This is a genomic window from Streptomyces sp. Da 82-17 (assembly GCF_046098215.1).
Taxonomy (GTDB): domain Bacteria; phylum Actinomycetota; class Actinomycetes; order Streptomycetales; family Streptomycetaceae; genus Streptomyces.
This window is the reverse complement of record NZ_JBJURH010000002.1, coordinates 271,730-291,699: the sequence shown is the minus strand read 5'-3', so window position 1 is coordinate 291,699 and position 19,970 is coordinate 271,730. Positions and strand designations below refer to the sequence as shown.

General features: G+C 74.0%; 20 protein-coding genes and 1 pseudogene. 15 read left to right on the top strand and 6 right to left on the bottom strand.

The genetic code is table 11. From position 1 onward, the window contains the following. Nucleotides 1-33: 33 nt before the first annotated feature. Complete coding sequence (locus tag ACIDOF_RS04270) at nucleotides 34-948, bottom strand: ketopantoate reductase family protein (protein WP_409004276.1); 915 nt, start codon at nucleotides 946-948, stop codon at nucleotides 34-36. A 221-nt stretch (nucleotides 949-1,169) separates the two neighbouring features. Here ACIDOF_RS04270 and ACIDOF_RS04265 point away from each other — a divergent pair, with 221 nt between their 5' ends. The 4 genes and pseudogenes from ACIDOF_RS04265 to ACIDOF_RS04250 all read left to right on the top strand — a co-directional run bounded on the left by ACIDOF_RS04265 (nucleotide 1,170) and on the right by ACIDOF_RS04250 (nucleotide 4,924). Next, nucleotides 1,170-1,790 carry an ArsR/SmtB family transcription factor gene (locus ACIDOF_RS04265; protein ID WP_409004489.1) on the top strand — a complete coding sequence of 207 codons (621 nt, stop codon included), beginning with the start codon at nucleotides 1,170-1,172 and terminating at the stop codon, nucleotides 1,788-1,790. 5 nt (nucleotides 1,791-1,795) lie between these two features. Continuing rightward, nucleotides 1,796-2,473: pseudogene (locus ACIDOF_RS04260) on the top strand (MFS transporter); the annotation flags it as partial. A gap of 313 nt (nucleotides 2,474-2,786) precedes the next feature. Continuing rightward, entirely contained in the window at nucleotides 2,787-3,533 is a 747-nt protein-coding gene (locus ACIDOF_RS04255) for a hypothetical protein (protein ID WP_409004275.1), read from the top strand. 176 nt (nucleotides 3,534-3,709) lie between these two features. After that, nucleotides 3,710-4,924 carry a cytochrome P450 family protein gene (locus ACIDOF_RS04250; RefSeq protein WP_409004274.1) on the top strand — a complete coding sequence of 405 codons (1,215 nt, stop codon included), beginning with the start codon at nucleotides 3,710-3,712 and terminating at the stop codon, nucleotides 4,922-4,924. Nucleotides 4,925-4,955: 31 nt separating this feature from the next. Here the strand turns inward: ACIDOF_RS04250 and ACIDOF_RS04245 are convergent, their stop codons facing one another. Further along, entirely contained in the window at nucleotides 4,956-5,591 is a 636-nt protein-coding gene (locus tag ACIDOF_RS04245; protein WP_409004273.1) for a TIGR03085 family metal-binding protein, read from the bottom strand. Nucleotides 5,592-5,732: 141 nt separating this feature from the next. Here ACIDOF_RS04245 and hisI point away from each other — a divergent pair, with 141 nt between their 5' ends. The 11 genes from hisI to lgt all read left to right on the top strand — a co-directional run bounded on the left by hisI (nucleotide 5,733) and on the right by lgt (nucleotide 15,171). Further along, a complete protein-coding gene (hisI, locus tag ACIDOF_RS04240) occupies nucleotides 5,733-6,128 on the top strand; it encodes a phosphoribosyl-AMP cyclohydrolase (RefSeq protein ID WP_409004272.1) in 396 nt (131 codons plus the stop codon). A 20-nt stretch (nucleotides 6,129-6,148) separates the two neighbouring features. Beyond that, nucleotides 6,149-7,654: an anthranilate synthase component I gene (locus ACIDOF_RS04235; protein ID WP_409004488.1), complete on the top strand. Its 1,506-nt coding sequence runs from the start codon at nucleotides 6,149-6,151 to the stop codon at nucleotides 7,652-7,654. 7 nt (nucleotides 7,655-7,661) lie between these two features. Continuing rightward, nucleotides 7,662-8,294, top strand: coding sequence for a TIGR02234 family membrane protein (locus ACIDOF_RS04230; RefSeq protein ID WP_409004271.1), 633 nt, complete (start codon nucleotides 7,662-7,664; stop codon nucleotides 8,292-8,294). Between the two features lie 100 nt (nucleotides 8,295-8,394). After that, on the top strand, nucleotides 8,395-8,622 hold the full coding sequence (locus ACIDOF_RS04225; RefSeq protein ID WP_409004270.1) for an HGxxPAAW family protein: 228 nt from the start codon (nucleotides 8,395-8,397) through the stop codon (nucleotides 8,620-8,622). A 743-nt stretch (nucleotides 8,623-9,365) separates the two neighbouring features. Beyond that, nucleotides 9,366-9,773, top strand: coding sequence for a DUF2752 domain-containing protein (locus ACIDOF_RS04220; protein ID WP_409004487.1), 408 nt, complete (start codon nucleotides 9,366-9,368; stop codon nucleotides 9,771-9,773). A 214-nt stretch (nucleotides 9,774-9,987) separates the two neighbouring features. Beyond that, nucleotides 9,988-10,797 carry an indole-3-glycerol phosphate synthase TrpC gene (gene trpC / locus ACIDOF_RS04215; protein ID WP_409004269.1) on the top strand — a complete coding sequence of 270 codons (810 nt, stop codon included), beginning with the start codon at nucleotides 9,988-9,990 and terminating at the stop codon, nucleotides 10,795-10,797. Nucleotides 10,798-10,805: 8 nt separating this feature from the next. After that, on the top strand, nucleotides 10,806-10,982 hold the full coding sequence (gene trpM / locus ACIDOF_RS04210) for a tryptophan biosynthesis modulator TrpM (protein WP_409004268.1): 177 nt from the start codon (nucleotides 10,806-10,808) through the stop codon (nucleotides 10,980-10,982). Nucleotides 10,983-11,076: 94 nt separating this feature from the next. Beyond that, nucleotides 11,077-12,366, top strand: coding sequence for a tryptophan synthase subunit beta (trpB, locus tag ACIDOF_RS04205; protein ID WP_409004267.1), 1,290 nt, complete (start codon nucleotides 11,077-11,079; stop codon nucleotides 12,364-12,366). Next, nucleotides 12,363-13,187, top strand: a complete 825-nt coding sequence (gene trpA / locus ACIDOF_RS04200) for a tryptophan synthase subunit alpha (RefSeq protein WP_409004266.1) — start codon at nucleotides 12,363-12,365, stop codon at nucleotides 13,185-13,187. Before trpB ends, trpA begins: the two co-directional genes overlap by 4 nt. A 131-nt stretch (nucleotides 13,188-13,318) precedes the next feature. Continuing rightward, on the top strand, nucleotides 13,319-14,098 hold the full coding sequence (locus ACIDOF_RS04195) for a DsbA family protein (protein ID WP_409004265.1): 780 nt from the start codon (nucleotides 13,319-13,321) through the stop codon (nucleotides 14,096-14,098). A 128-nt stretch (nucleotides 14,099-14,226) separates the two neighbouring features. Next, on the top strand, nucleotides 14,227-15,171 hold the full coding sequence (gene lgt / locus ACIDOF_RS04190) for a prolipoprotein diacylglyceryl transferase (protein WP_409004264.1): 945 nt from the start codon (nucleotides 14,227-14,229) through the stop codon (nucleotides 15,169-15,171). A 109-nt stretch (nucleotides 15,172-15,280) separates the two neighbouring features. On the opposite strand, the gene ACIDOF_RS04185 is transcribed toward lgt, so the two are convergent. The 4 genes from ACIDOF_RS04185 to ACIDOF_RS04170 are packed head-to-tail and all read right to left on the bottom strand — an operon-like array spanning nucleotide 15,281 to nucleotide 19,952. Continuing rightward, a complete protein-coding gene (locus ACIDOF_RS04185) occupies nucleotides 15,281-16,123 on the bottom strand; it encodes an HpcH/HpaI aldolase/citrate lyase family protein (RefSeq protein ID WP_409004263.1) in 843 nt (280 codons plus the stop codon). After that, nucleotides 16,120-17,316: a CaiB/BaiF CoA transferase family protein gene (locus ACIDOF_RS04180; RefSeq protein WP_409004262.1), complete on the bottom strand. Its 1,197-nt coding sequence runs from the start codon at nucleotides 17,314-17,316 to the stop codon at nucleotides 16,120-16,122. The genes ACIDOF_RS04185 and ACIDOF_RS04180 overlap by 4 nt, the downstream gene beginning before the upstream one ends. Nucleotides 17,317-17,331: 15 nt before the next feature. Beyond that, complete coding sequence (locus ACIDOF_RS04175) at nucleotides 17,332-18,777, bottom strand: ADP-ribosylglycohydrolase family protein (protein WP_409004261.1); 1,446 nt, start codon at nucleotides 18,775-18,777, stop codon at nucleotides 17,332-17,334. Next, the gene (locus ACIDOF_RS04170; RefSeq protein ID WP_409004260.1) at nucleotides 18,774-19,952 is read right to left on the bottom strand and encodes an ADP-ribosylglycohydrolase family protein; all 1,179 of its coding nucleotides are present in this window, start codon (nucleotides 19,950-19,952) and stop codon (nucleotides 18,774-18,776) included. Before ACIDOF_RS04170 ends, ACIDOF_RS04175 begins: the two co-directional genes overlap by 4 nt. Nucleotides 19,953-19,970: the final 18 nt, after the last annotated feature.

Here is a 19,970-nt window from a genome sequence, read left to right as displayed (position 1 = left end):
CGGGGGACCGGCGAGCGTGGTGCGGGGCGAGGGCTAGCGCGGGGCGCTCAGCCTCTCCACCTCCGCGACCAGCGCCGCCGTCTCCGGTGCCGCCACCCCGTGCCGGTCCGCCGCCCGCAGCAACGCCCCGCCGATCGCGTCCACTTCGACCGGCCGGCCCGCCTCGGCGTCCCGCTGCATCGACGAACGCGTCGCCTCCGGTACCGCGTCGATGAACTTCAACAGCGCCGGTACGTCGAGGGGCGCGCCCTGCGCCTCGGCCACCTCCGCGAACTCCCCGATCACGGCCAGCATCCGGTCCCGGTGCGCCGTACGCACCTCGCCGACCGGCACCCCGTACCGCGTCGACAGAAGTGCCATCGGCAGCAGGAACGACAGCTTGCCCCACAGCATCACCGTCTCGTCCGGCACCACGTCCACCTGCTGGCCGGCCCCGCGCAGCACCTCCGCGAACGCCTGCACGCGCGCGGGCGGAGCGGTCGAACTCGCCAGCTCGATCCGGGCGTTGAGCCCGCCGTGCTCGATCACACCGGGCGCCACCCGCGTCGACTCGACCCGGATCGTCCCCGGCACCACCTGCCCGGCCGGGTAGCGCTCCCGCAACACGTCGACATGCTCGAACCCGTTCAGGAGCGGCACGACCAGGCCCTCGCCGAGCGCCGCCCGCGGCACCCGTTCCAGCGCGGCCCGCAGACCCGTCTCCTTCGGCGCCACGATCAACGCGTCCACGGGCTCCCGCAGTTCGGTGTCCGCCGCCACACGCGCGGTGAAGTCCCCGAACGTCCCGCTGCGCACCGTCAGCCCCCGCTCGGCGAGCACACCGACGGTCTCCTCCCGCGCCAGGCAGATCACCCGATGCCCCGCCCGCGCCAACAGCCCGGCACAAAGCCCTCCGACTCCACCCGGCCCGAGCACGGCCACGGTCCACTGTCCTGAAGTAGTCGTCATGACAGGCAGCTTGGCAGAGTCGCGACGAGATTGTGCAAAATTAATTGCGCAACATTTCTTTTGCATCTACGGTCGGAGACATGGCGAGGAAGAGCAGGGGCGCTGAGCGCCGAGCGGAGGCAGGTCGCCCGGTCGCTGAGCAAACGGGCATTGGCGGCGAGGAGTTGGACGGCAGCGGTGAACAGGCCGATGCCGGTGAGAGGGCGCCCGCGAGCGTCGAGCTGCGACGAGCCGCCACCCGAGAGGCCCGCCGGCGCTCCAAGGGCGCGCCACGCGACATCGAGGACATCGCCACCCTCAAGGCCCTCGGCCATCCCCTGCGCATGAAGCTCTACCGTGCGCTGTACGTCGCAGAGACCGCCACCGCGTCCCAGCTCGCCGCAACCGTCGACGAGGCCGTGTCGCTGGTCAGTTACCACCTGCGCAAGCTCGCCGAGCACGGCCTGATCGAAGACGCCGACTCCCCAGGAGGCGACGGACGCGAGCGCTGGTGGCGGACCGCGTCGGACGGCGTGCGCACCCGTGACGTGGACTTCAGCGAGGCCCCGGAGGACGTCGTGGCGCACAGTGCGCTGTCCCGCCTCTCCCTGGAGCAACGCGGCGAGCTGTACCGCGACTTCATCGACGCTCGGTCCGCCTGGAGCCCTGACTGGCGGGCGGCCGCGTTCAGTTCCGAGGTCTTCACCCGTATGACCGTGGAGGAACTGCGGCAGCTCAGCACCGAACTGCACGCCCTCGTCCAGCGCCACAAGGACCGCGCCATCGCCGCCGAGGAAGCGGGCGATCGTGAAGGGCGCGAACACGTCGCGCTGCACTTCTACGGCTTCCCCTTCCGGCCGTGAACGCCATGACGCAAGCCTCGCCCGGTGTGCACCCGCCAGCGCCGCCCGCTGCGGACCGCCCGGCTCACCGCGACGGCAACGTCTGGCGCTGGCTCCTGGCCTACACCGCGTCGATGGTCGGCGACGCGGTCTACTTCGTCGCCCTCTCCTGGGCCGCCGCCCGCACCGGAAGCCCCGGGCAGGCCGGACTCGTTCTCGCGCTGGGCGCCGTGCCGCGCGCGGTGCTGATGCTCGGCGGGGGAGTCGTCGCCGACCGGTTCGGGCCCCGCCGCGTCGTCATCGCCACAGACACGGTGCGCTGCCTGGTGATCCTCGCCGTCGCCGCGCTGCTGTTCCTCGCCGAGCCCGGCATGTGGCTGCTCGCCCTGGCCGCGCTCGTCTTCGGCGCCATGGACGCGCTGTTCCTGCCCGCCGTGGGCGCGCTGCCGCCACGCCTCACCGCGCCCGGCCAACTCGCCCGCGTACAGGGCATGCGCGGCGTCGCGGCCCGCGTCGGCCTCGTCACCGCGGGGCCGCTCGGCGGCATGGCCGTCGCCCTGGGAAGCTCGGCCGCCGCGTTCGCCACCGCAGGCGTGCTCTTCGCCCTCTCCCTCGCCCTGCTCACAACGGTACGCATCCGCCCCTTGCCCCCCGTCCCCCAGTACGCCGACCCCAGCACCGCAATCGCCGACCTCGCCCCCGGCACCGCAAACGGCCGCTTCAGTCCCGCCGGTGCCGTTGGAAGGCCATGCTTCTCCTGAGCCCGTCCCGGCAACGCCCGCGGACAGCCTCGCCCCGGCTCCTGCCTCGGTGACACGACCGACCGCGTCCGCCCCCACGTCGCCCCCGGACGACCCCGGCCACACGGCACCCGTCCCATCCCCTCCGCGAGGCCACGCCTCCGCCGCCTCCGCCGTGACACGGCACCCGGCCTCCGCTGTTTCCGGCCGACCGGAGTCCTCCGTCAAGGCTGTCGAGGACGCAACGCCCCGGAGCCCCGACGAGCCCGCCCCGCCGATGACGACGGCCGGACCCGCTTCCGCCCACCTCGAAGCGACCGCCCATGGCCCGTGCCCTGCGGGGGCCGCCGACCCGACCACGCCCACGGTCGCCTCCGCCCCCGGCCGGTCGACGCCCTCCGCAGACCGGCCCGCCTCCCTCCACGCCCAACTCGTCGACGGCCTGCGGTACATCGCAAGACACCCCGTCCTGCGGCCACTCGTCCTCGTCCTTGCCGTCGCCGAACTCGGCTTCGCCGGGCCCGCCAACCTGGGCATCTTGCTGCTCGCCCACGAGCGGGGCTGGGGCGCGTCCGGGCTCGGCTGGATCATCGCGGGCTTCGGCGTGGGCGCAGGCGGAGCCTCCGCGCTCCTCGCGATACGCGGGCGCCTCCCGCGCCCCGGAATGGTGCAGGGCGCCGCCCTCATCGTCGGGGCCGCCTCGCTCGCCGCCATCGCGTACGCCCCCACCGTGCTCCTCGCCGCGCTCGCCGCCGGCTGCACAGGGCTCGCCGTGGGTCTCGCCGGGGCCGTCTGCTCGGCGCTCCAGCAGACCGTCACCGACCCGGCCCGCCTCGGCCGCGTCACCTCCGTCTGCACCCTCTTCACCATGGGCGTCGCACCCCTCTGCCACCCCCTGGTCGGCGGTGCCGTCGGAGCCTGGGGCACCGGTCCCGTCTTCCTCGCTGGCGCCTCCCTCAGCGCGGCCGGCGGCGCCATCGCCCTCTGCGCACCCGCCCTGCGATCCGTCAGGCTGGCCGCCTGACACGTCCGCCGGCCCCTGTGGCACTCAACACGCCGCGGAATCCGGACAGTTGGGCCCCCTCGCCGGCCTTCGGACCCGGCCGAAACAGGGCGCTCGTCGGGGCGCGGCGGGGGTAGCGTCCGAGAGACGTGACCCTCGTACGTACCGTCGTACGCGTCGTACCCGTGAGGAGCGCCATGCCCTCGGCCCCCGCCCTGGACCTCGAGGAACTCGGCCCGGACTTCGTCCGCGACCCCTACCCGGTGTACGCCGCGCTGCGCGCCCAGGGCCCCGTGCACCACGTACGGCCCCCGGAGGGCGAGGAGTTGTGGCTCGTCGTCGGGCACGAGGCCTGCCGGGCCGCGCTCGTCGACCCGAGGCTCACCCGCGACGTCCGCAAGGTCGACCTCGCCCTGCACCCCTACGGCGAGGGCGGCGGCGCCGACAACCCCGCGCTCAGCCACATGCTGCTGCGCGACGCCCCCGACCACACCCGGCTGCGGCGGCTCGTCGCCCGGGAGTTCAGCCCCCGCCGGATCGCCGCGCTCACCCCGCGCATCCAGCGCATCACCGACGACCTCGTCGACGCGATGCTCGCCGACGGCTCCCGGCGTGCCGACCTCGTGGCCGCCCTCGGCTTCCCGCTCCCGATGATCGTCATCTGCGAGCTCCTCGGCGTCCCCTCCGCCGACCGGGACGACTTCCGCCGCTGGTCCAACGAGATCGTCGCCCCCACCGGACAGGAACGGCTCCACGCGGCCTACGGCGACATGGTCGACTACCTGCGCCGCCTCACCGTCGCCAAACGCGAGCAGCCCGGCGACGACCTGCTCAGCGCGCTCATCCACACCGTCGACGAGGGCGGCGACCGGCTCTCCGGCGACGAACTGATCGGCATGGCGTTCCTGCTGCTCATCGCCGGCCACGAGACCACCGTCAACCTCATCGGCAACGGCATGCGCGCCCTCTTCGCCCACCCCGACCAGCTGGACCTGCTGCGCGCCGACCCCGACGGGCTGATCGACGGCGCGATCGAGGAGATGCTGCGCTACGACGGCCCCGTCGAGACCGCCACACCCCGCTGGACGACCGAGCCCGTCACCATCGGCGACACCCTCGTCCCCGCCGGCGCCACCGTCCTCGTCGCCCTCGCCGACGCCGACCGCGACCCGGCGCGCTTCGCCGAACCCGATCGTTTCGACATCCGCCGGGACGCCCGCGGCCACATCGCCTTCGGCCACGGACTGCACTACTGCCTGGGCGCCCCGCTCGCCCGCCTCGAAGGGCGCATCGCCGTACGCGCCCTCCTCGAACGCTGCCCGGACCTCGGCCTCGACGCCGACGTCACCGCCCTGCCCTGGGTGCCGGGCCTGCTGATGCGCGGCGTACGCACCCTGCCCGTGCGCTGGTGAGCGCCGGGCGGTCACGTCCGCCGGGTGCGGCCTACAGGCCCAACTGCTTGGCGCCGTGGAGGAGTTCGATGGCCTCCTTGTCGCCGTCGAGCTCCACGCGCGCGTGCTCCTGTCTGCCGAACAGGAACATCGTCAGCTCGCCCGGCTCCCCGGTGACCGTCACCACCGGGGTGCCGCGGTGCGCCACCGCCGTACGGCCGTCGGGGCGGCGCAGCACCAGGCCCGTCGGCGACTTGCGGCCGAGCACCCGGGCCGTCCGCTCCAGCCGCGTCCACAGGCCGTCCGCGAACACCGGGTCGAGCTCGCGCGGGCTCCAGTCCTCCTGCGCCCGGCGCACGTCCTCGGCGTGCACGTAGAACTCCACCGCGTTCGCCGCCTCGTCCAGCTGCTTCAGGGCGTACGGCGAGAATCTCGGCGGGCCCGTACGAATCAGCTGGATCAGCTCCTCGTACGGCTTGTCCGCGAACTCGGCCTGCACCCGTTCGAGCCGGTCGGCCAGGGCCTTGACCAGGAGTCCGCCCGCCGCGTCCGGGCGCCGCTCGCGCACCACCACATGCGCGGCCAGGTCCCGGGCGGTCCAGCCCTCGCACAGGGTGGGCGCCTCGGGGCCGGCCGCCTCCAACAGGTCCGCCAGGAGCAGCCGTTCACGCTTCGCATGGGTCGACATGCTGCAAGGCTAAGCCCGCGAGGTTGACGCCGCCCACCTTGTCCACAGGCACAAACCGGCCGCCGGGCATTCGTACGACCGCAGCGTTCACCCTGTGGACAACGGGACCGGTTCGTCCGCGCCACCCGGCACAATGGGCGCATGAGCAGCAACCTCGACCCCGCCATCGCCGCCCGCCTCAAGCGCAGCGCCGACGGCCTCGTCCCCGCCATCGCCCAGCAGTACGACACGGGCGAAGTCCTGATGCTCGGCTGGATGGACGACGAGGCGCTGCATCGCACGCTCACCACCGGCCGCTGCACGTACTGGTCCCGCAGCCGCCAGGAGTACTGGGTGAAGGGCGACACCTCCGGCCACTTCCAGCACGTCAAGTCGGTCGCGCTCGACTGCGACGCCGACACCGTCCTCGTGCAGGTCGACCAGGTCGGCGCCGCCTGCCACACCGGCGCGCGCACCTGCTTCGACGCGGACGTCCTGCCCGTGACCGCACCGGCCGGGCAGGCGCCGGTCGACCAGCCCGGCACCGCCGGTCAGTAGGGTCGGCCGACATGGATCGCATGGATCTCGACACCTTCCGCAAGCTCGCCGCCGACCGCCGCGTCATCCCCGTCAGCCGGAAACTCCTGGCCGACGGCGACACCCCGGTCGGCCTCTACCGCAAGCTGGCCGCCGAACGCCCCGGCACGTTCCTCCTGGAGTCCGCGGAGAACGGCAGATCCTGGTCCCGGTACTCGTTCGTGGGCGTCCGCAGCTCCGCCACGCTCACCGAGCGGGACGGCCAGGCCCACTGGCTGGGCGGCGCCCCCGTCGGCGTGCCCACCGAGGGCGACCCGCTGAAGGCGCTGCGCGCCACCGTCGAGGCCCTGCACACCCCACGCGACCTGCACGACGACGGCATGCCCCCGTTCACCGGCGGCATGGTCGGCTATCTCGGGTACGACATCGTGCGCCGCCTGGAGAAGATCGGCCCCGGCGAGCGGGACGACCTGAAGCTGCCCGAGCTGACGATGCTGCTCACCAGCGACCTCGCCGTGCTCGACCACTGGGACGGCTCGGTCCTGCTCATCGCCAACGCCATCAACCACAACGACCTGGACACCGGCGTCGACGAGGCGTACGCGGACGCGGTCGCCCGCCTCGACGCCATGGAGGCCGACCTCGCCCGGCCCGTCGCGCAGTGCCCCTCGGCCCTGCCGGACGCGGCGCTGCCCGAGTTCACGGCCCTGTGGGGCGGCGCCGAGTACCAGGACGCGGTCGAGGACATCAAGGAGCGCATCCGGGCCGGCGAGGCCTTCCAGGTCGTGCCCTCGCAGCGCTTCGAAACCCCCTGCACGGCAAGCGCGTTGGACGTGTACCGCGTGCTGCGGGCCACCAACCCCTCGCCGTACATGTACCTGTTCCGGTTCGACGGCTTCGACGTGGTCGGCTCCTCGCCCGAGGCGCTCGTCAAGGTCGAGGACGGCCGGGCGATGGTCCACCCCATCGCCGGCACCCGGCCGCGCGGCGCCACCCCGCAGCGGGACCAGGCGCTCGCCGAGGAGCTGCTCGCCGACCCCAAGGAGCGCGCCGAGCACCTGATGCTGGTCGACCTGGGGCGCAACGACCTGGGCCGGGTCTGCACCCCCGGCTCCGTCGAGGTGGTCGACTTCATGTCGATCGAGAAGTACTCGCACGTGATGCACATCGTGTCGACGGTCACCGGCCAGGTCGCCGAGGGCCGCACCGCGTTCGACGTCCTGACGGCCTGCTTCCCCGCGGGCACCCTCTCCGGCGCCCCCAAGCCCCGCGCGATGCAGATCATCGACGAGCTGGAGCCCTCCCGCCGCGGCCTCTACGGCGGCTGCGTCGGGTACCTCGACTTCGCGGGCGACTCCGACACCGCCATCGCCATCCGCACGGCCCTGCTCCGCGACGGCACGGCGTACGTGCAGGCCGGCGCCGGTGTCGTGGCCGACTCGGACCCGGTCGCCGAGGACACCGAATGCCGCAACAAGGCGGCGGCCGTGCTGCGCGCGGTGCACAGCGCGAACCGCCTGAGTGATCGTCCGGACCGTGAGGGATAGTGGAGGCGTGACTTCCGCAGCCGTACCCCAGCCCCGCGCGGAGACCCCGCGGACCAAGGCCCCCGCCGCCCGGCGCAGCCTCGCCGCAGCCCTGCTGCTCGGCGCGCTCGGTGCGGCGATCGCCCTGCTCGCCTCCCGGCAGACCTGGGCCGAGGGCGACGCCGCCACGGCGGGGGGTGCCCTGCACCAGATCGCCAAGGGCAGCGATGTGACGGGCGTGCCCGCCGCGCTCGCCATAGTCGGCCTCGCCGCGCTCGTCGCCGTCTTCGCGGTCCGCCGGGCCGGCCGGGTCGTCGTCTCCGGACTGCTCACGCTCAGCGGCGCGGGCACGATCGCCGCGGCTCTGCTCGGCGCGCAGGACTCCGCCGCCCTCGACGAGAAGGCGGCGACGGCCAGCGGCCAGGCGGGCGCCACGATCGACGCGGTCACGTTCACGGCCTGGCCGTTCGTCGCCGCGCTCGGCGGCCTGCTGCTCCTGACCGCCGGCGTCCTCGCCCTCCGCTTCGGCGCGAGCTGGCCCGCGATGTCCGGGAAGTACGAGCGGGGGAGCGGTCCCGCAAAGGCCGCCCCGAAGGTCGACCCGGACCGTCCCGAGGACCTGTGGAAGGCCCTGGACCGAGGCGAGGACCCCACCCGCTAGAGCCCGGTCGAGCTCGGCGCGGGGGCTGCGCGGAAGGAGCTCCGCGGCGGTCCATACAATGGGCGAGAGCGTTCGACTTTCAGCAAACGAGGAGCAAGTCATGGCGGGCAGCAGCCACGGACACACCCCGGCCGCCTGGACCGGCGTCATCATCGCGTTCATCGGCTTCTGCATCGCCGGTGCCTTCATGGTGATGAACCAGCCGCTGGGCTTCTGGGGCGGCATGGTCGTCGTCGCCCTGGGCGGTGTGGTCGGCATGGCCATGCGCGCCGCGGGCATGGGCCAGCCGAAGACCGCGCACCACGTGGTCGTGCGCGCCGAGAGCTGAGCCTCGCCGAGGGCTGAGCCTGCTCGCAGGCGCGGGGCACGCGTTGCTCACGTGAAGGGGCGGAACCGGGAGAACCGGTTCCGCCCCTTCCGTCTGCGGACCCGTCCGTCCGCAGACACCCGCTCGGCGCCGTACCGACGCACAGGCGCGCCGCCGCCCGGAACCAGGGCCCGCCCGGACGACGGCGACGCCCCTCCACCCTGCCGCCGCCCAGGCCGCCCGCGCCCGGGCCGAAGGCCCCGAACGCCCCCGGCCACAGGTCCCGTTCCGGTGGCGTACGCCCTCGGGCGCGGGCCTCGGCGGCAGGGCAGAATGCGGGGGTGACCGCAGAACGCACCGCCACCCCGCGCCCGCCGCAGCAGCAGCCCGGCGCGGACCTGGTTCCGCACACGCCGCCCCCCACCCACGGCACCCCGCACGAGGCCCACCCCGCGGGCGCAGACGAGCCCACCCCCGCAGCCCCGCACGAGCCCGCCCACGGCACCCCGCACGAGGCCCACCCCGCGGGCGCAGCCGAGCCCGCCCCTGCAGCCCCGCACGAGCCCGCCCCCGCAGCCCCGCGCGAGTCCGCCCACAGCACCCCGCACGAGGCGCACCACGGCACCGCACGCGAGGCGCACCACGGCACCCCGCGCGAGCCCGCCCACGGCACCCAGCAAGAGGCGCACCACGGCCGAGCCCCGCACCAGGCACCGACGCCGCTCCCGCCTTCACCCCCGGCCTACGTCGCCCCCGCCCCCGACATGCGCCCGCAGGCCGTCGCCAAGCGGCTGCTCGTGCCCGTCGGGGTGCTCGGTTCGGTCGTGGCGGCGTTCGCGTACGTCGGGTCGGTCGATCCCAACGAGCCGGGGCACTACCCGACCTGTCCGCTGCTCGCGCTCACCGGGATCCTCTGCCCCGGCTGCGGCGGCCTGCGCAGTGCGCACGCGTTCGTCCACGGCGACCTGCTCACCGCGCTCGGCGCCAACGCGGCGGCCGTCGTCGGATATGTGGTCTTCGCCGTCGGCTGGGTCGCGTGGACCGTCGCCTCGGCCCGCGGTCGGGCCTGGCGGCCGAATCCGAGCTCCGCGCAGCTGTGGACGGTCGGCGCGCTGCTCGCGGTCTTCAGCGTTGTCCGCAACCTGCCCTTCGGCGCCTGGCTGGCGCCGTGAAGGCGGTGCGGAGCGGAGCCGGCCGAGGCGTGAACGTCCAGGTAGTGGGACCGTGGTCCCACCGATGCGAAGCCTCGGCCAGTGTCCGGATACCATCGCAGTGCCTACCGGAATGCGCCCATGGCGCGGCAGTTCCGGCGGGACAGTTCCCCACCGGATCCGCGGGACCCGGTGCAGTCAGCTCGCTTAGCCGTCAGGGAAGGGGGCCGCTCGCGTGAGTGTGCTCGACGAGATCATCGAAGGCGTGCGTGAGGACCTCGCCGAGCGGCAGGCGCGCGTCAGCCTCGACGAGCTCAAGGAGCGAGCGGCGAAGGCGCCCGCGGCCAAGGACGGAGTGGCCGCGCTGCGCGGCGACGGCGTCAAGGTGATCTGCGAGGTCAAGCGCTCCAGCCCGTCCAAGGGCGCGCTCGCCGCGATCGCCGACCCGGCCGGCCTCGCCGCCGACTACGAGGCGGGCGGCGCCGCCGTCATCTCCGTCCTCACCGAGCAGCGGCGCTTCGGCGGCTCGCTCGCCGACCTGGAGGCGGTCCGCGCGAAGGTCGACATCCCCGTCCTGCGCAAGGACTTCATCGTCACCTCGTACCAGCTGTGGGAGGCCCGGGCGTACGGCGCCGACCTCGTGCTGCTGATCGTCGCCGCCCTCGACCAGGAGGCGCTCGTCTCCCTGATCGAGCGGGCCGAGTCCATCGGGCTCACCCCGCTCGTCGAGGTGCACGACGAGGAGGAGGTCGAGCGCGCGGTGGCCGCCGGCGCGAAGATCATCGGCGTGAACGCCCGCGACCTGAAGACGCTCAAGGTCGACCGCTCCACCTTCAGCCGCGTCGCCCCCGAGATCCCGCCGCACATCGTGCGCATCGCCGAGTCCGGCGTCCGCGGCCCGCACGACCTGATCGCGTACGCGCACGACGGCGCCGACGCCGTCCTCGTCGGCGAGTCCCTGGTCACGGGCAAGGACCCGAAGGCCGCGGTCGTCGACCTCGTCGCCGCGGGTGCGCACCCGGCCCTCCGGCACGGACGGGGCTGAACCACCCCATGCCCATCGCCGCCCGCCTCGCACCCGGTTGCCGCCCACGCGGCTGCCGGGCGCCGGCGCGGCGTGTGCGGGGCCGCCGGGTCCGGTACCACATCGGTGCCGAGCCGGGACAGATCAACGGCATGCGATGGCGTCGGCCGGAGGACACCCGTCCCCGGCCCCGCCCCCTCCCGTAACCGGGGCAAGGCCCCGACCCCCGTTCGCCTGAACGGCTCGACCCCGTGCGCGGGGCGGGCTGATTTTCGCGTACCCACGAGGAGCATGTCGCACATGTCCAGCCAGTTCTTCATCCCCGACCCGGACGGCCAAGTCCCCTCCCCGCAGGGCTACTTCGGCGCGTTCGGCGGCAAGTTCATCCCGGAGGCGCTCGTCGCCGCCGTCGACGAGGTCGCCGTCGAGTACGACAAGGCCAAGAACGACCCCGAGTTCGCCCGCGAGCTCGACGACCTTCTGGTCCACTACACCGGCCGGCCCAGCTCGCTCACCGAAGTGCCGCGGTTCGCCGAACACGCCGGTGGCGCACGGGTGTTCCTCAAGCGCGAGGACCTCAACCACACCGGCTCGCACAAGATCAACAACGTGCTCGGCCAGGCCCTGCTCACCAAGCGGATGGGCAAGACCCGCGTCATCGCCGAGACCGGCGCCGGCCAGCACGGCGTCGCCACGGCCACCGCCTGCGCGCTGTTCGGCCTCGACTGCACCATCTACATGGGCGAGATCGACACCCAGCGCCAGGCCCTCAACGTGGCCCGGATGCGGATGCTCGGCGCCGAGGTCATCGCCGTGAAGTCCGGCAGCCGCACCCTCAAGGACGCCATCAACGAGGCGTTCCGCGACTGGGTCGCCAACGTCGACCAGACGCACTACCTCTTCGGGACCGTCGCCGGACCGCACCCCTTCCCGGCGATGGTCCGCGACTTCCACCGCGTCATCGGCGTCGAGGCCCGCAGGCAGATCCTGGAGCGCGCGGGCCGGCTGCCCGACGCCGCCGTGGCCTGCGTCGGCGGCGGCTCCAACGCCATCGGCCTGTTCCACGCGTTCATCCCGGACGCCGACGTCCGCCTCATCGGCTGCGAGCCCGCCGGGCACGGCGTCGAGACCGGCGAGCACGCCGCGACCCTCACCGCGGGCGAGCCGGGCATCCTGCACGGCTCCCGCTCGTACGTCCTGCAGGACGAGGAAGGCCAGATCACCGAGCCGTACTCGATCTCGGCCGGACTCGACTACCCGGGCATCGGCCCCGAGCACGCCTACCTCAAGGACAGCGGCCGCGGCGAGTACCGGGCCGTGACCGACGACGCCGCGATGCAGGCGCTGCGCCTTCTCTCCCGTACGGAGGGCATCATTCCGGCGATCGAGTCCGCGCACGCCCTGGCCGGCGCGATCGAGGTCGGCAAGGAGCTGGGCAAGGACGGCCTGATCGTCGTCAACCTGTCCGGCCGCGGCGACAAGGACATGGACACGGCCGCGCGCTACTTCGGCCTGTACGACGAGGGCACCGACGCCGAGGTCGCGGCCGACGCCGCCGACACCGCCGAGATCGAGGGGGACGCCAAGTGAGCGGGAACGTACAGCTGTTGAGCGAGACCCTGGCCGCCGCCAAGGCGGAGGGCCGGGCCGCGCTCGTCGCCTATCTGCCGGCCGGCTTCCCGACCGTCGACGGCGGCATCGCCGCGGCCAAGGCCGTCCTGGACTCAGGCGCCGACGTCGTCGAGGTCGGCCTGCCGCACAGCGACCCGGTGCTCGACGGCCCGGTCATCCAGACCGCCGACGACATCGCGCTGCGCGGCGGCGTCAAGATCAAGGACGTCCTCCGCACCGTCCGCGAGGCGCACGCCGCGACCGGCAAGCCGATCCTCGTCATGACGTACTGGAACCCCATCGACCGCTACGGCGTCGAGCGGTTCACGGCCGAGCTCGCCGAGGCGGGCGGCGCCGGGTGCATCCTGCCCGACCTGCCCGTCGAGGAGTCCGGCCTGTGGCGGGAGCACGCGGACAAGCACGGTCTCGGCACCGTGTTCGTCGTCGCGCCCAGCAGCAAGGACGCCCGCCTCGCCACCATCACGGCGGCCGGCTCGGGCTTCGTGTACGCGGCGTCCCTGATGGGCGTCACCGGCACCCGCGAGTCGGTCGGCAGCCAGGCCGCCGACCTGGTGCGCCGCACCCGCGCCACCACCGACCTGCCGGTCTGCGTCGGCCTCGGCGTCTCCAACGCCGCGCAGGCCGCCGAGGTCGCGGGCTTCGCGGACGGCGTGATCGTCGGCTCGGCCTTCGTCAAGGCCATGCTCGACGCCCCGGACGAGGCCGAGGGCCTCGAAGCGGTCCGCACCCTCGCCGCCGACCTCGCGCGGGGCGTGCGCAGCGCGGTACGGGACGCCTAGCAGCGGGACGTACAGGGCCGGCAGCGGCGCGTACAAGAACCGCATAGAACGGCCCGGCGGGCGCATCGCTCGTACGGGTGGACCTGGGACCGGGGAGGCATGCTCATGCCTCCCCGGTTCGTTTGCGGGGTGTGAGCGAGAAGAACCGTGAGGGAAAGCGCACCGCCCGCGAACGGCTGGCGATCGAGCGCGAGAAGCAGAAGGCGCAGGAGCGGCGCCGCCGCACCCTGATCGTGGCGGGCGCCGTGGTGGGAGTCCTCGGCCTGGCCGCCGTCGTCGGGGTGATCGCCGCGAACGCCGGCAAGGACGACAAGGAGAGCGCGGGCCCGGTCGTGGCGCCGAAGGGGGCGATGGGCAAGGACGGCCTCGCCATCCCGGTCGGCAAGGAGAGCGCCAAGTCGACCCTCACGATCTGGGAGGACTTCCGCTGCCCGGCGTGCGCCCAGTTCGAGAACATGTACCGGAAGACGATCCACGAGCTCGTCGACAAGGGCCAGCTCAAGGTCGAGTACCACCTCGCCACGATCATCGACGGCAACATGGGCGGTGAGGGCTCCGTCCGCGCCGCCAACGCCGCGGCCTGCGCGCAGGACGCCGGGAAGTTCACCGAGTACCACGACGTGCTGTTCATGAACCAGCCGGAGGAGGTCGACGACGCCTTCGCGAAGAACAGCAAGCTCCTCGAACTCTCCGGCAAGGTCCAGGGCCTGAACACCCCGGCGTTCGAGAGCTGTGTGAACGACGGGAAGCACGACAGCTGGGTCGCCCGCTCCAACGAGGCCTTCCAGAAGGGTGGGTTCCGCGGCACCCCGACCGTCCAGCTCGACGGCAAGGACATCTTCGGCGACCAGAAGAACCCGCTGACGCCCGCCAAGCTCAAGCAGCTCGTCGAGGCGAAGGCCGCCGGCTGACCACCCGCGAAACGCCGACCGGAGCGGGGTCGTACGGGGCGCCGGGCCCCTTGCCGGGCAGCGTTATGCAGCCGTAAGCCGGGCGGATTGCCGCGCATCCCGCCCGGCACGGTAGCGTCGACCCCGCCATGGAACTCCTTGCCTTCATTCCCAGCCCGGCCAAGGGTGAGATCGTCCCCTTCGGCATCCCCCTGCGCGGCTACGCGTTCTGCATCATCATCGGCGTCTTCGTGGCCGTCTGGCTCGGCGGCCGCCGGTGGATCGCCCGCGGCGGCCGAGCCGGGACGGTCGCGGACATCGCCGTCTGGGCGGTGCCGTTCGGCCTCGTGGGCGGCCGGCTCTACCACGTCATCACCGACTACGAGCTGTACTTCAGCGAGGGCCGCAACCCCGTCGACGCCCTCAAGATCTGGGAGGGCGGCCTCGGCATCTGGGGCGCCATCGCGCTCGGTGCGCTCGGCGCGTGGATCGGCTGCCGCCGCCGCGGCATCCCGCTGCCCGCGTACGCGGACGCCGTCGCCCCCGGCATCGCCTTCGCCCAGGCCATCGGCCGCTGGGGCAACTGGTTCAACCAGGAGCTGTACGGCCGTGCGACGGATCTGCCGTGGGCCCTGGAGATCACCCGCACCGACGGCGGCCGCGTGCCGGGCACGTACCACCCGACGTTCCTGTACGAGTCGCTGTGGTGCATCGGCGTCGCGCTCCTCGTCATCTGGGCGGACCGCCGCTTCAAGCTGGGCCACGGCCGGGCCTTCGCGCTGTACGTGGCGGCGTACTGCGCGGGGCGCGGCTGGATCGAGTACATGCGCGTGGACGACGTGCAGATGAACGATGTGCTCGGGCTGCGGTTGAACGTGTGGACGTCGATCCTCGTCTTCGCGCTGGCCGTTGCGTACATGGTGGTGTCGGCGAAGCTGCGGCCGGGGCGGGAGGAAGTCGTGGAGCCGGGGGATCCGGCCGAGGACGGGGCGTCCTCCGACGCCAAGTCCGACGAGTCGGGCTCCGACTCCGACTCCGAGTCGGACAGTGCTTCCGGCTCCGGGGCGGCGTCCAAGTCGGTGGACAAGGGCTGAGGGCCCTGCGCGGGGCGCTGTTCGTTCGGCTGCGGCCCCGTCGTGGCTGGGCGCGCAGTTCCCCGCGCCCCTGACGGGGCCCCGCCTCCGGGGCGGAGCCCCAGGTTCCTCACGTACCCGAAGCCCGGTCCCGCAGGGACAGCGTGCGGTGGGCCGCGGCTACCACTGCCGCGTCGACGAAGCGGCCGTCCGGGAGGGCCAGCGCGCCGGAGTCCGTCTCCGCAGCCTTGACCACCTCTTCCGCAGCGGCGATCTCCGCCGGATCCGGCAGGTAGGCCCGCTCGATCACCGGCAGTTGCCGTGGATGGATGGCCGCGCGGCCCAGGAAGCCGAGGGCGCGGCCGTGGGCGCAGGACGCGGCGAGGCCGTCGACGTCGAGGATGTCGGGGAAGACCGACTGGGCCGGAGGCGCGAGCCCCGCCGCGCGGCTCGCGCACACCACCCGGGACCGGGCCCAGTCGAGGCCCGCGTCGCTCGCCCCCAGGTCGGCCCGCAGGTCCGCCTCGCCCACGCCGAGGCCGCGCAGCGCGGGGTGCGCGGTGGCCACGGCGTACGCGTGCTCGATGCCGAGGGCGGACTCCAGGAGCGCGAACAGCGGGGCGCAGTCGGTGAGTTCGGCGACCCGGACCACCTGCGCGGGCTCCGTTACCTTCGGCAGCCGCACCCCCGCGAGGCCGACGAGCCCGGCGACCGCCGCCAGGTCGGCCCCGGCCCACGGCCCGTCCAGGGCGTTGACGCGGACGTGCACCGGCACCGGATGCCGGGCGGTGAGCAGCTCGGCGGTGGCGGCGCGGGCGTACTCCTTGCGGTCGGGCGCCACCGCGTCCTCCAGGTCCACGACGACCGCGTCCGCGCCCGAGGCGAGGGCCTTGGCGACGGTGGCCGGACGGTCGCCCGGCGCGTACAGCCAGGTGAGGACCGGCCCGGTCGGCGTACGGCGTGCGGTGCTCATACGGCGCCCGACTTCCGCAGTACGGCGATCTCCTCGTCGTCCAGGCCGAGTTCGGCGAGGACCGCGTCCGTGTCCGCGCCGTGCGGGCGGCCCGGCCAGCGGATCGCGCCCGGGGTGGCGGAGAGGCGGAACAGGACGTTCTGCATGCGGATCGCGCCGAGCTCGGGGTCGTCGACGGTCGTGACCGAGTCGAGGGCCGCGTACTGCGGATCGGCGAGGACGTCCCGTACGTCCTGGATCGGGGCGATGGCCGCCTCGGCCTTCTCGAAGGCGGCGATCACCTCGTCGCGGGTGCGCTCGGCGATCCAGTCGCCGACGGCCGCGTCCAGGACGTCGGCGTGCGCGGCGCGGTCCGTGCCGGTCGCGAACCAGGGCTCGTCGATCAGGTCGGACCGCCCGACCAGGTGCAGGACCCGCTCCGCGACGGACTGCGCCGAGGTGGACACGGCCACCCAGCGGTCGTCGGCGGTGCGGTAGGTGTTGCGGGGCGCGTTGTTGGTGGAGCGGTTGCCGGTGCGCGGCTGGACGAAGCCGAGCTGGTCGTACCAGAGCGGCTGCGGGCCGAGGACCGTGAGGATCGGCTCGATGATCGCCATGTCGACGACCTGCCCGCGGCCGGTCGCGCCGCGGGCGGCGAGCGCCGTCATGATCGCGTACGCGGTGGCCAGGCCGGCGATGGAGTCGGCGAGGCCGAACGGCGGCAGCGTGGGCGGACCGTCGGGCTCGCCGGTGATCGCCGCGAAGCCGCTCATCGCCTCGGCGAGCGTGCCGAAGCCGGGGCGGTGCGAGTACGGGCCGAACTGGCCGAAGCCGGTGACCCGGGCGAGCACCAACCGCTCGTTGGCGGCGCTGAGTTCGTCCCAGCCGAGGCCCCAGCGCTCCAGGGTGCCGGGGCGGAAGTTCTCGATCACGACGTCGGCGTCGGCGGCCAGCCGGAGCAGGGTGGCGCGGCCGCCGTCGGTGGACAGGTCGAGGGTGACGGTGCGCTTGTTGCGGCCGAGGAGCTTCCACCACAGGCCGACGCCGTCCTTGGCGGGGCCGTGGCCGCGGGAGGGGTCGGGGCGGCGCGGATGCTCGACCTTGATCACCTCCGCTCCGAAGTCGCCGAGCATGGTGGCGGCGAGGGGGCCGGCGAAGAGGGTGGCGAGGTCGAGGACGCGGAGGTTGTTCAGGGGTGCGGGGGTTGTGCGCATGCGGGTCCTTGTCGTTCAGCGCACTAGGCGCGGGGGAGCAGCGGCAACGCGGGCGGCTTGCTGGTGCGTCAGATGGGCCAGCTCGTCGAAGCCGATGCCGTTGAAGTCGGCCACCGACGTGGCGAGACGGTTCTTCAGCGGGGCCGTCCAGCGCGCGTCGATCGCGTCCGCGGAGCCCGCGAGCAGGCCCGCGACCGCGCCCGCCGTCGCGCCGACCGAGTCGGTGTCCCAGCCGCCGGACACGGCTCGCGTCACCGAGGCGTCGAAGTCCCCGTCGGCGTGGGTGAGCGCGGCGGCGAGCAGTGCGGCGTTGGGCACGACGTGCACCCAGTGGTGCGTGCCGTACGCCGCGTGCAGGGTGTCGACGACGGTGTCGAACGCGGTGTGCGTGCGGGCGAGCCGGATGCCGTGCCGTACGGCCCGGGCGAGCCGGGAGCCGGGCGGGACGACGGCGAGCCCGGCGCACAGCGCGCGGTGCACGTCGGCGGTGCCGCCCGCCGCGGCGGCGATCGTGGCGGCCGCGAACATCGCCCCGTACACCCCGTTCGCGGTGTGCGTGAGGACCGCGTCCCGGTGGGCCTGTGCGGCGGCGGCGCCGGGGTCGCCGGGGTGGGTCAGGCCGTGCACGTCGGCGCGGATGAGGGCGCCGATCCACTCGCGGAACGGGTTGCGGCGCCGCGCGGTCAGCGGCGGCTCGACCCCGTCGAGGAGATTGCGGTACGCGACCCGCTCGGCGGTGAACGTACGCCCGGCCGGGAGTTCGTCCAGCCAGAGCGCGGCCACGTCACGGGTCGTGAAGTCCGGGCCGTACCGCCGCAGCAACTCCAGGTTGAGCAGCGGGTAGTTGAGGTCGTCGTCCTCCGGCATGCCGTCGATGTTCTCGGCGAGCGAGGTGGTGGCGCTGCGCCGGTTCCAGGGGTACGCGGCGGCCAGGGCGGGGGAGAGGCCGCGGGCGGTGAAGTAGCCGGACAGCGGCCAGTTGCCGGTGGCGCGGGCGAGGGCGCGGATGCCGGTGAGCGGCAGCTTCTCGACCGGTTTGCCGAGCAGACAGCCGACGGCGCGGCCGAGCCAGGCGGCGTGCAGCCGGTCGAGGTCGGTCGGGGCTGTCGCGGGGGCGGGCCAGGCCGTGCCGCACAGGGCCTTGATCGCGGGGAGGTCCGTGGGTTCGGCGAACGGGTCGGGGGACGCCCCGGCGGCCGTGTCGGCGTGCGAGTCCTGGGGGCTCAACGCGTCCAGCTCGTCGAGCAGTCGGAGGGCCAGGGCGCGCAGCTCCGGGGCGGCGGGGTTGGTCGCGGCGCCCGCGCGTGCGGGGGCGGGGGCGCCGCCCGCCGTGCGCCAGCGGTCCCGGACGCGGGCGACGGCCGCGGGGTCCCGGCCGTCCTCGTCGGCCTGCCGGAGCTCGTGGCCGAGCAGGTCCTCCGGCTGCACCCAGGTCAGCCGGAGGGCCGTTGCCGGGCTCATACGGGGTCGCCCGCGAGGAGCTGGAAGGCGTCGGCGTGCGCGGCCTGCCGTTCCTGGTCGCGGGCGAACACCTCGCGTGCGACGGCCGCGAGCAGCTCGGCCGGGGCGTGCAGGTCGAGCCGGCTGGCCTCGGCGACCTGCTTGGCCCACGCCTCGGGCGGCTCGGAGCCGAGGGCGCCCGCGATGGCTCCGCCCATGGTGGCGATGGAGTCGCAGTCCCGGCCGTAGTTGACGGCGCCGAGGACGGTGCGCCGGTAGTCGCCCGCGCCGACCAGCAACATGCCGAGGGCGATGGGCAGTTCCTCGATGGCGTGCAGGCGGGAGGGGCGGCGGGCGCCGAGCGAGGGGGCGCGGTAGTCGGGGCCGACCGTGTCGAAGGGGGCGACGGCCTCGCGCAGCGGGCGGAGCGCGGTCTCGAAGTCCTGGTGGCGCACGGCCACTTCGCAGACGGCCTCGATCGCGGCGCGCGTGCCGTCCTTGGCGAGGCCCAGGCAGGCGTCGACGACGGAGGCGGGGCTGGCCTCCGGCGAGCAGGCCGCCGCGACCGCCGCCGCGAACACCCCGGCCGCCTCCCTGCCGTACGAGGACTGGTGGGCGCCCGCGACGTCCAGGGCCTCGGCGTAGGCGGCGCGCGGGTCGGCCGCGTTGACCAGGCCGACCGGCGCCATGTACATCGCCGCACCGCAGTTGACGATGTTGCCGGAGCCGGCCTCGCGCGGGTCGACGTGGCCGTAGTGCAGCCGGGCGACGAGCCACTTCTCGGCGAGGAAGATCCGCTGCAGCGGCAGGGCCTCCGCCTCCAGCTCGGGGATCCAGCGGGGCGTGCCCATCAGGTCGGGGACGAGGTGGTCGGCGACGGCGTACGCGTCGAGGTGGTCGCGGACCGTGGCGTACACGCGGACCAGCGCGTGCGTCATCAAGGTGTCGTCGGTGACGTGCCCGTCGCCCTTGTGGTACGGGGCGATCGGCCGGGCCGTGCGCCAGTCGTCGCCGTGCCAGGGGCCGACGATCCCGTTGATCCGGCCGCCGTGCCGCTCCGCGATCTGCTCGGGCGTCCAGCCCTCGACGGGTCCGCCGAGCGCGTCGCCGACGGCCGCGCCGACCAGGCTCGCGGTGATGCGCTCGTCGAGGGTGGGCCGGCGTACGCGGGGTGTGGTGTCTGTGGTGTCCGTCATGGGCGGGAGTGTCCACCC

Coding starts and splice junctions, on each gene's coding strand:
- ACIDOF_RS04270 (WP_409004276.1), bottom strand. CDS start 948: ATGACGACTACTTCAGGACAGTGGACCGTGGCCGTGCTCGGGCCGGGT.
- ACIDOF_RS04255 (WP_409004275.1), top strand. CDS start 2,787: ATGACGACGGCCGGACCCGCTTCCGCCCACCTCGAAGCGACCGCCCAT.
- ACIDOF_RS04250 (WP_409004274.1), top strand. CDS start 3,710: ATGCCCTCGGCCCCCGCCCTGGACCTCGAGGAACTCGGCCCGGACTTC.
- ACIDOF_RS04245 (WP_409004273.1), bottom strand. CDS start 5,591: ATGTCGACCCATGCGAAGCGTGAACGGCTGCTCCTGGCGGACCTGTTG.
- hisI (WP_409004272.1), top strand. CDS start 5,733: ATGAGCAGCAACCTCGACCCCGCCATCGCCGCCCGCCTCAAGCGCAGC.
- ACIDOF_RS04235 (WP_409004488.1), top strand. CDS start 6,149: ATGGATCTCGACACCTTCCGCAAGCTCGCCGCCGACCGCCGCGTCATC.
- ACIDOF_RS04225 (WP_409004270.1), top strand. CDS start 8,395: ATGGCGGGCAGCAGCCACGGACACACCCCGGCCGCCTGGACCGGCGTC.
- ACIDOF_RS04220 (WP_409004487.1), top strand. CDS start 9,366: ATGCGCCCGCAGGCCGTCGCCAAGCGGCTGCTCGTGCCCGTCGGGGTG.
- trpM (WP_409004268.1), top strand. CDS start 10,806: ATGCCCATCGCCGCCCGCCTCGCACCCGGTTGCCGCCCACGCGGCTGC.
- trpB (WP_409004267.1), top strand. CDS start 11,077: ATGTCCAGCCAGTTCTTCATCCCCGACCCGGACGGCCAAGTCCCCTCC.
- lgt (WP_409004264.1), top strand. CDS start 14,227: ATGGAACTCCTTGCCTTCATTCCCAGCCCGGCCAAGGGTGAGATCGTC.
- ACIDOF_RS04185 (WP_409004263.1), bottom strand. CDS start 16,123: ATGAGCACCGCACGCCGTACGCCGACCGGGCCGGTCCTCACCTGGCTG.
- ACIDOF_RS04180 (WP_409004262.1), bottom strand. CDS start 17,316: ATGCGCACAACCCCCGCACCCCTGAACAACCTCCGCGTCCTCGACCTC.
- ACIDOF_RS04175 (WP_409004261.1), bottom strand. CDS start 18,777: ATGAGCCCGGCAACGGCCCTCCGGCTGACCTGGGTGCAGCCGGAGGAC.
- ACIDOF_RS04170 (WP_409004260.1), bottom strand. CDS start 19,952: ATGACGGACACCACAGACACCACACCCCGCGTACGCCGGCCCACCCTC.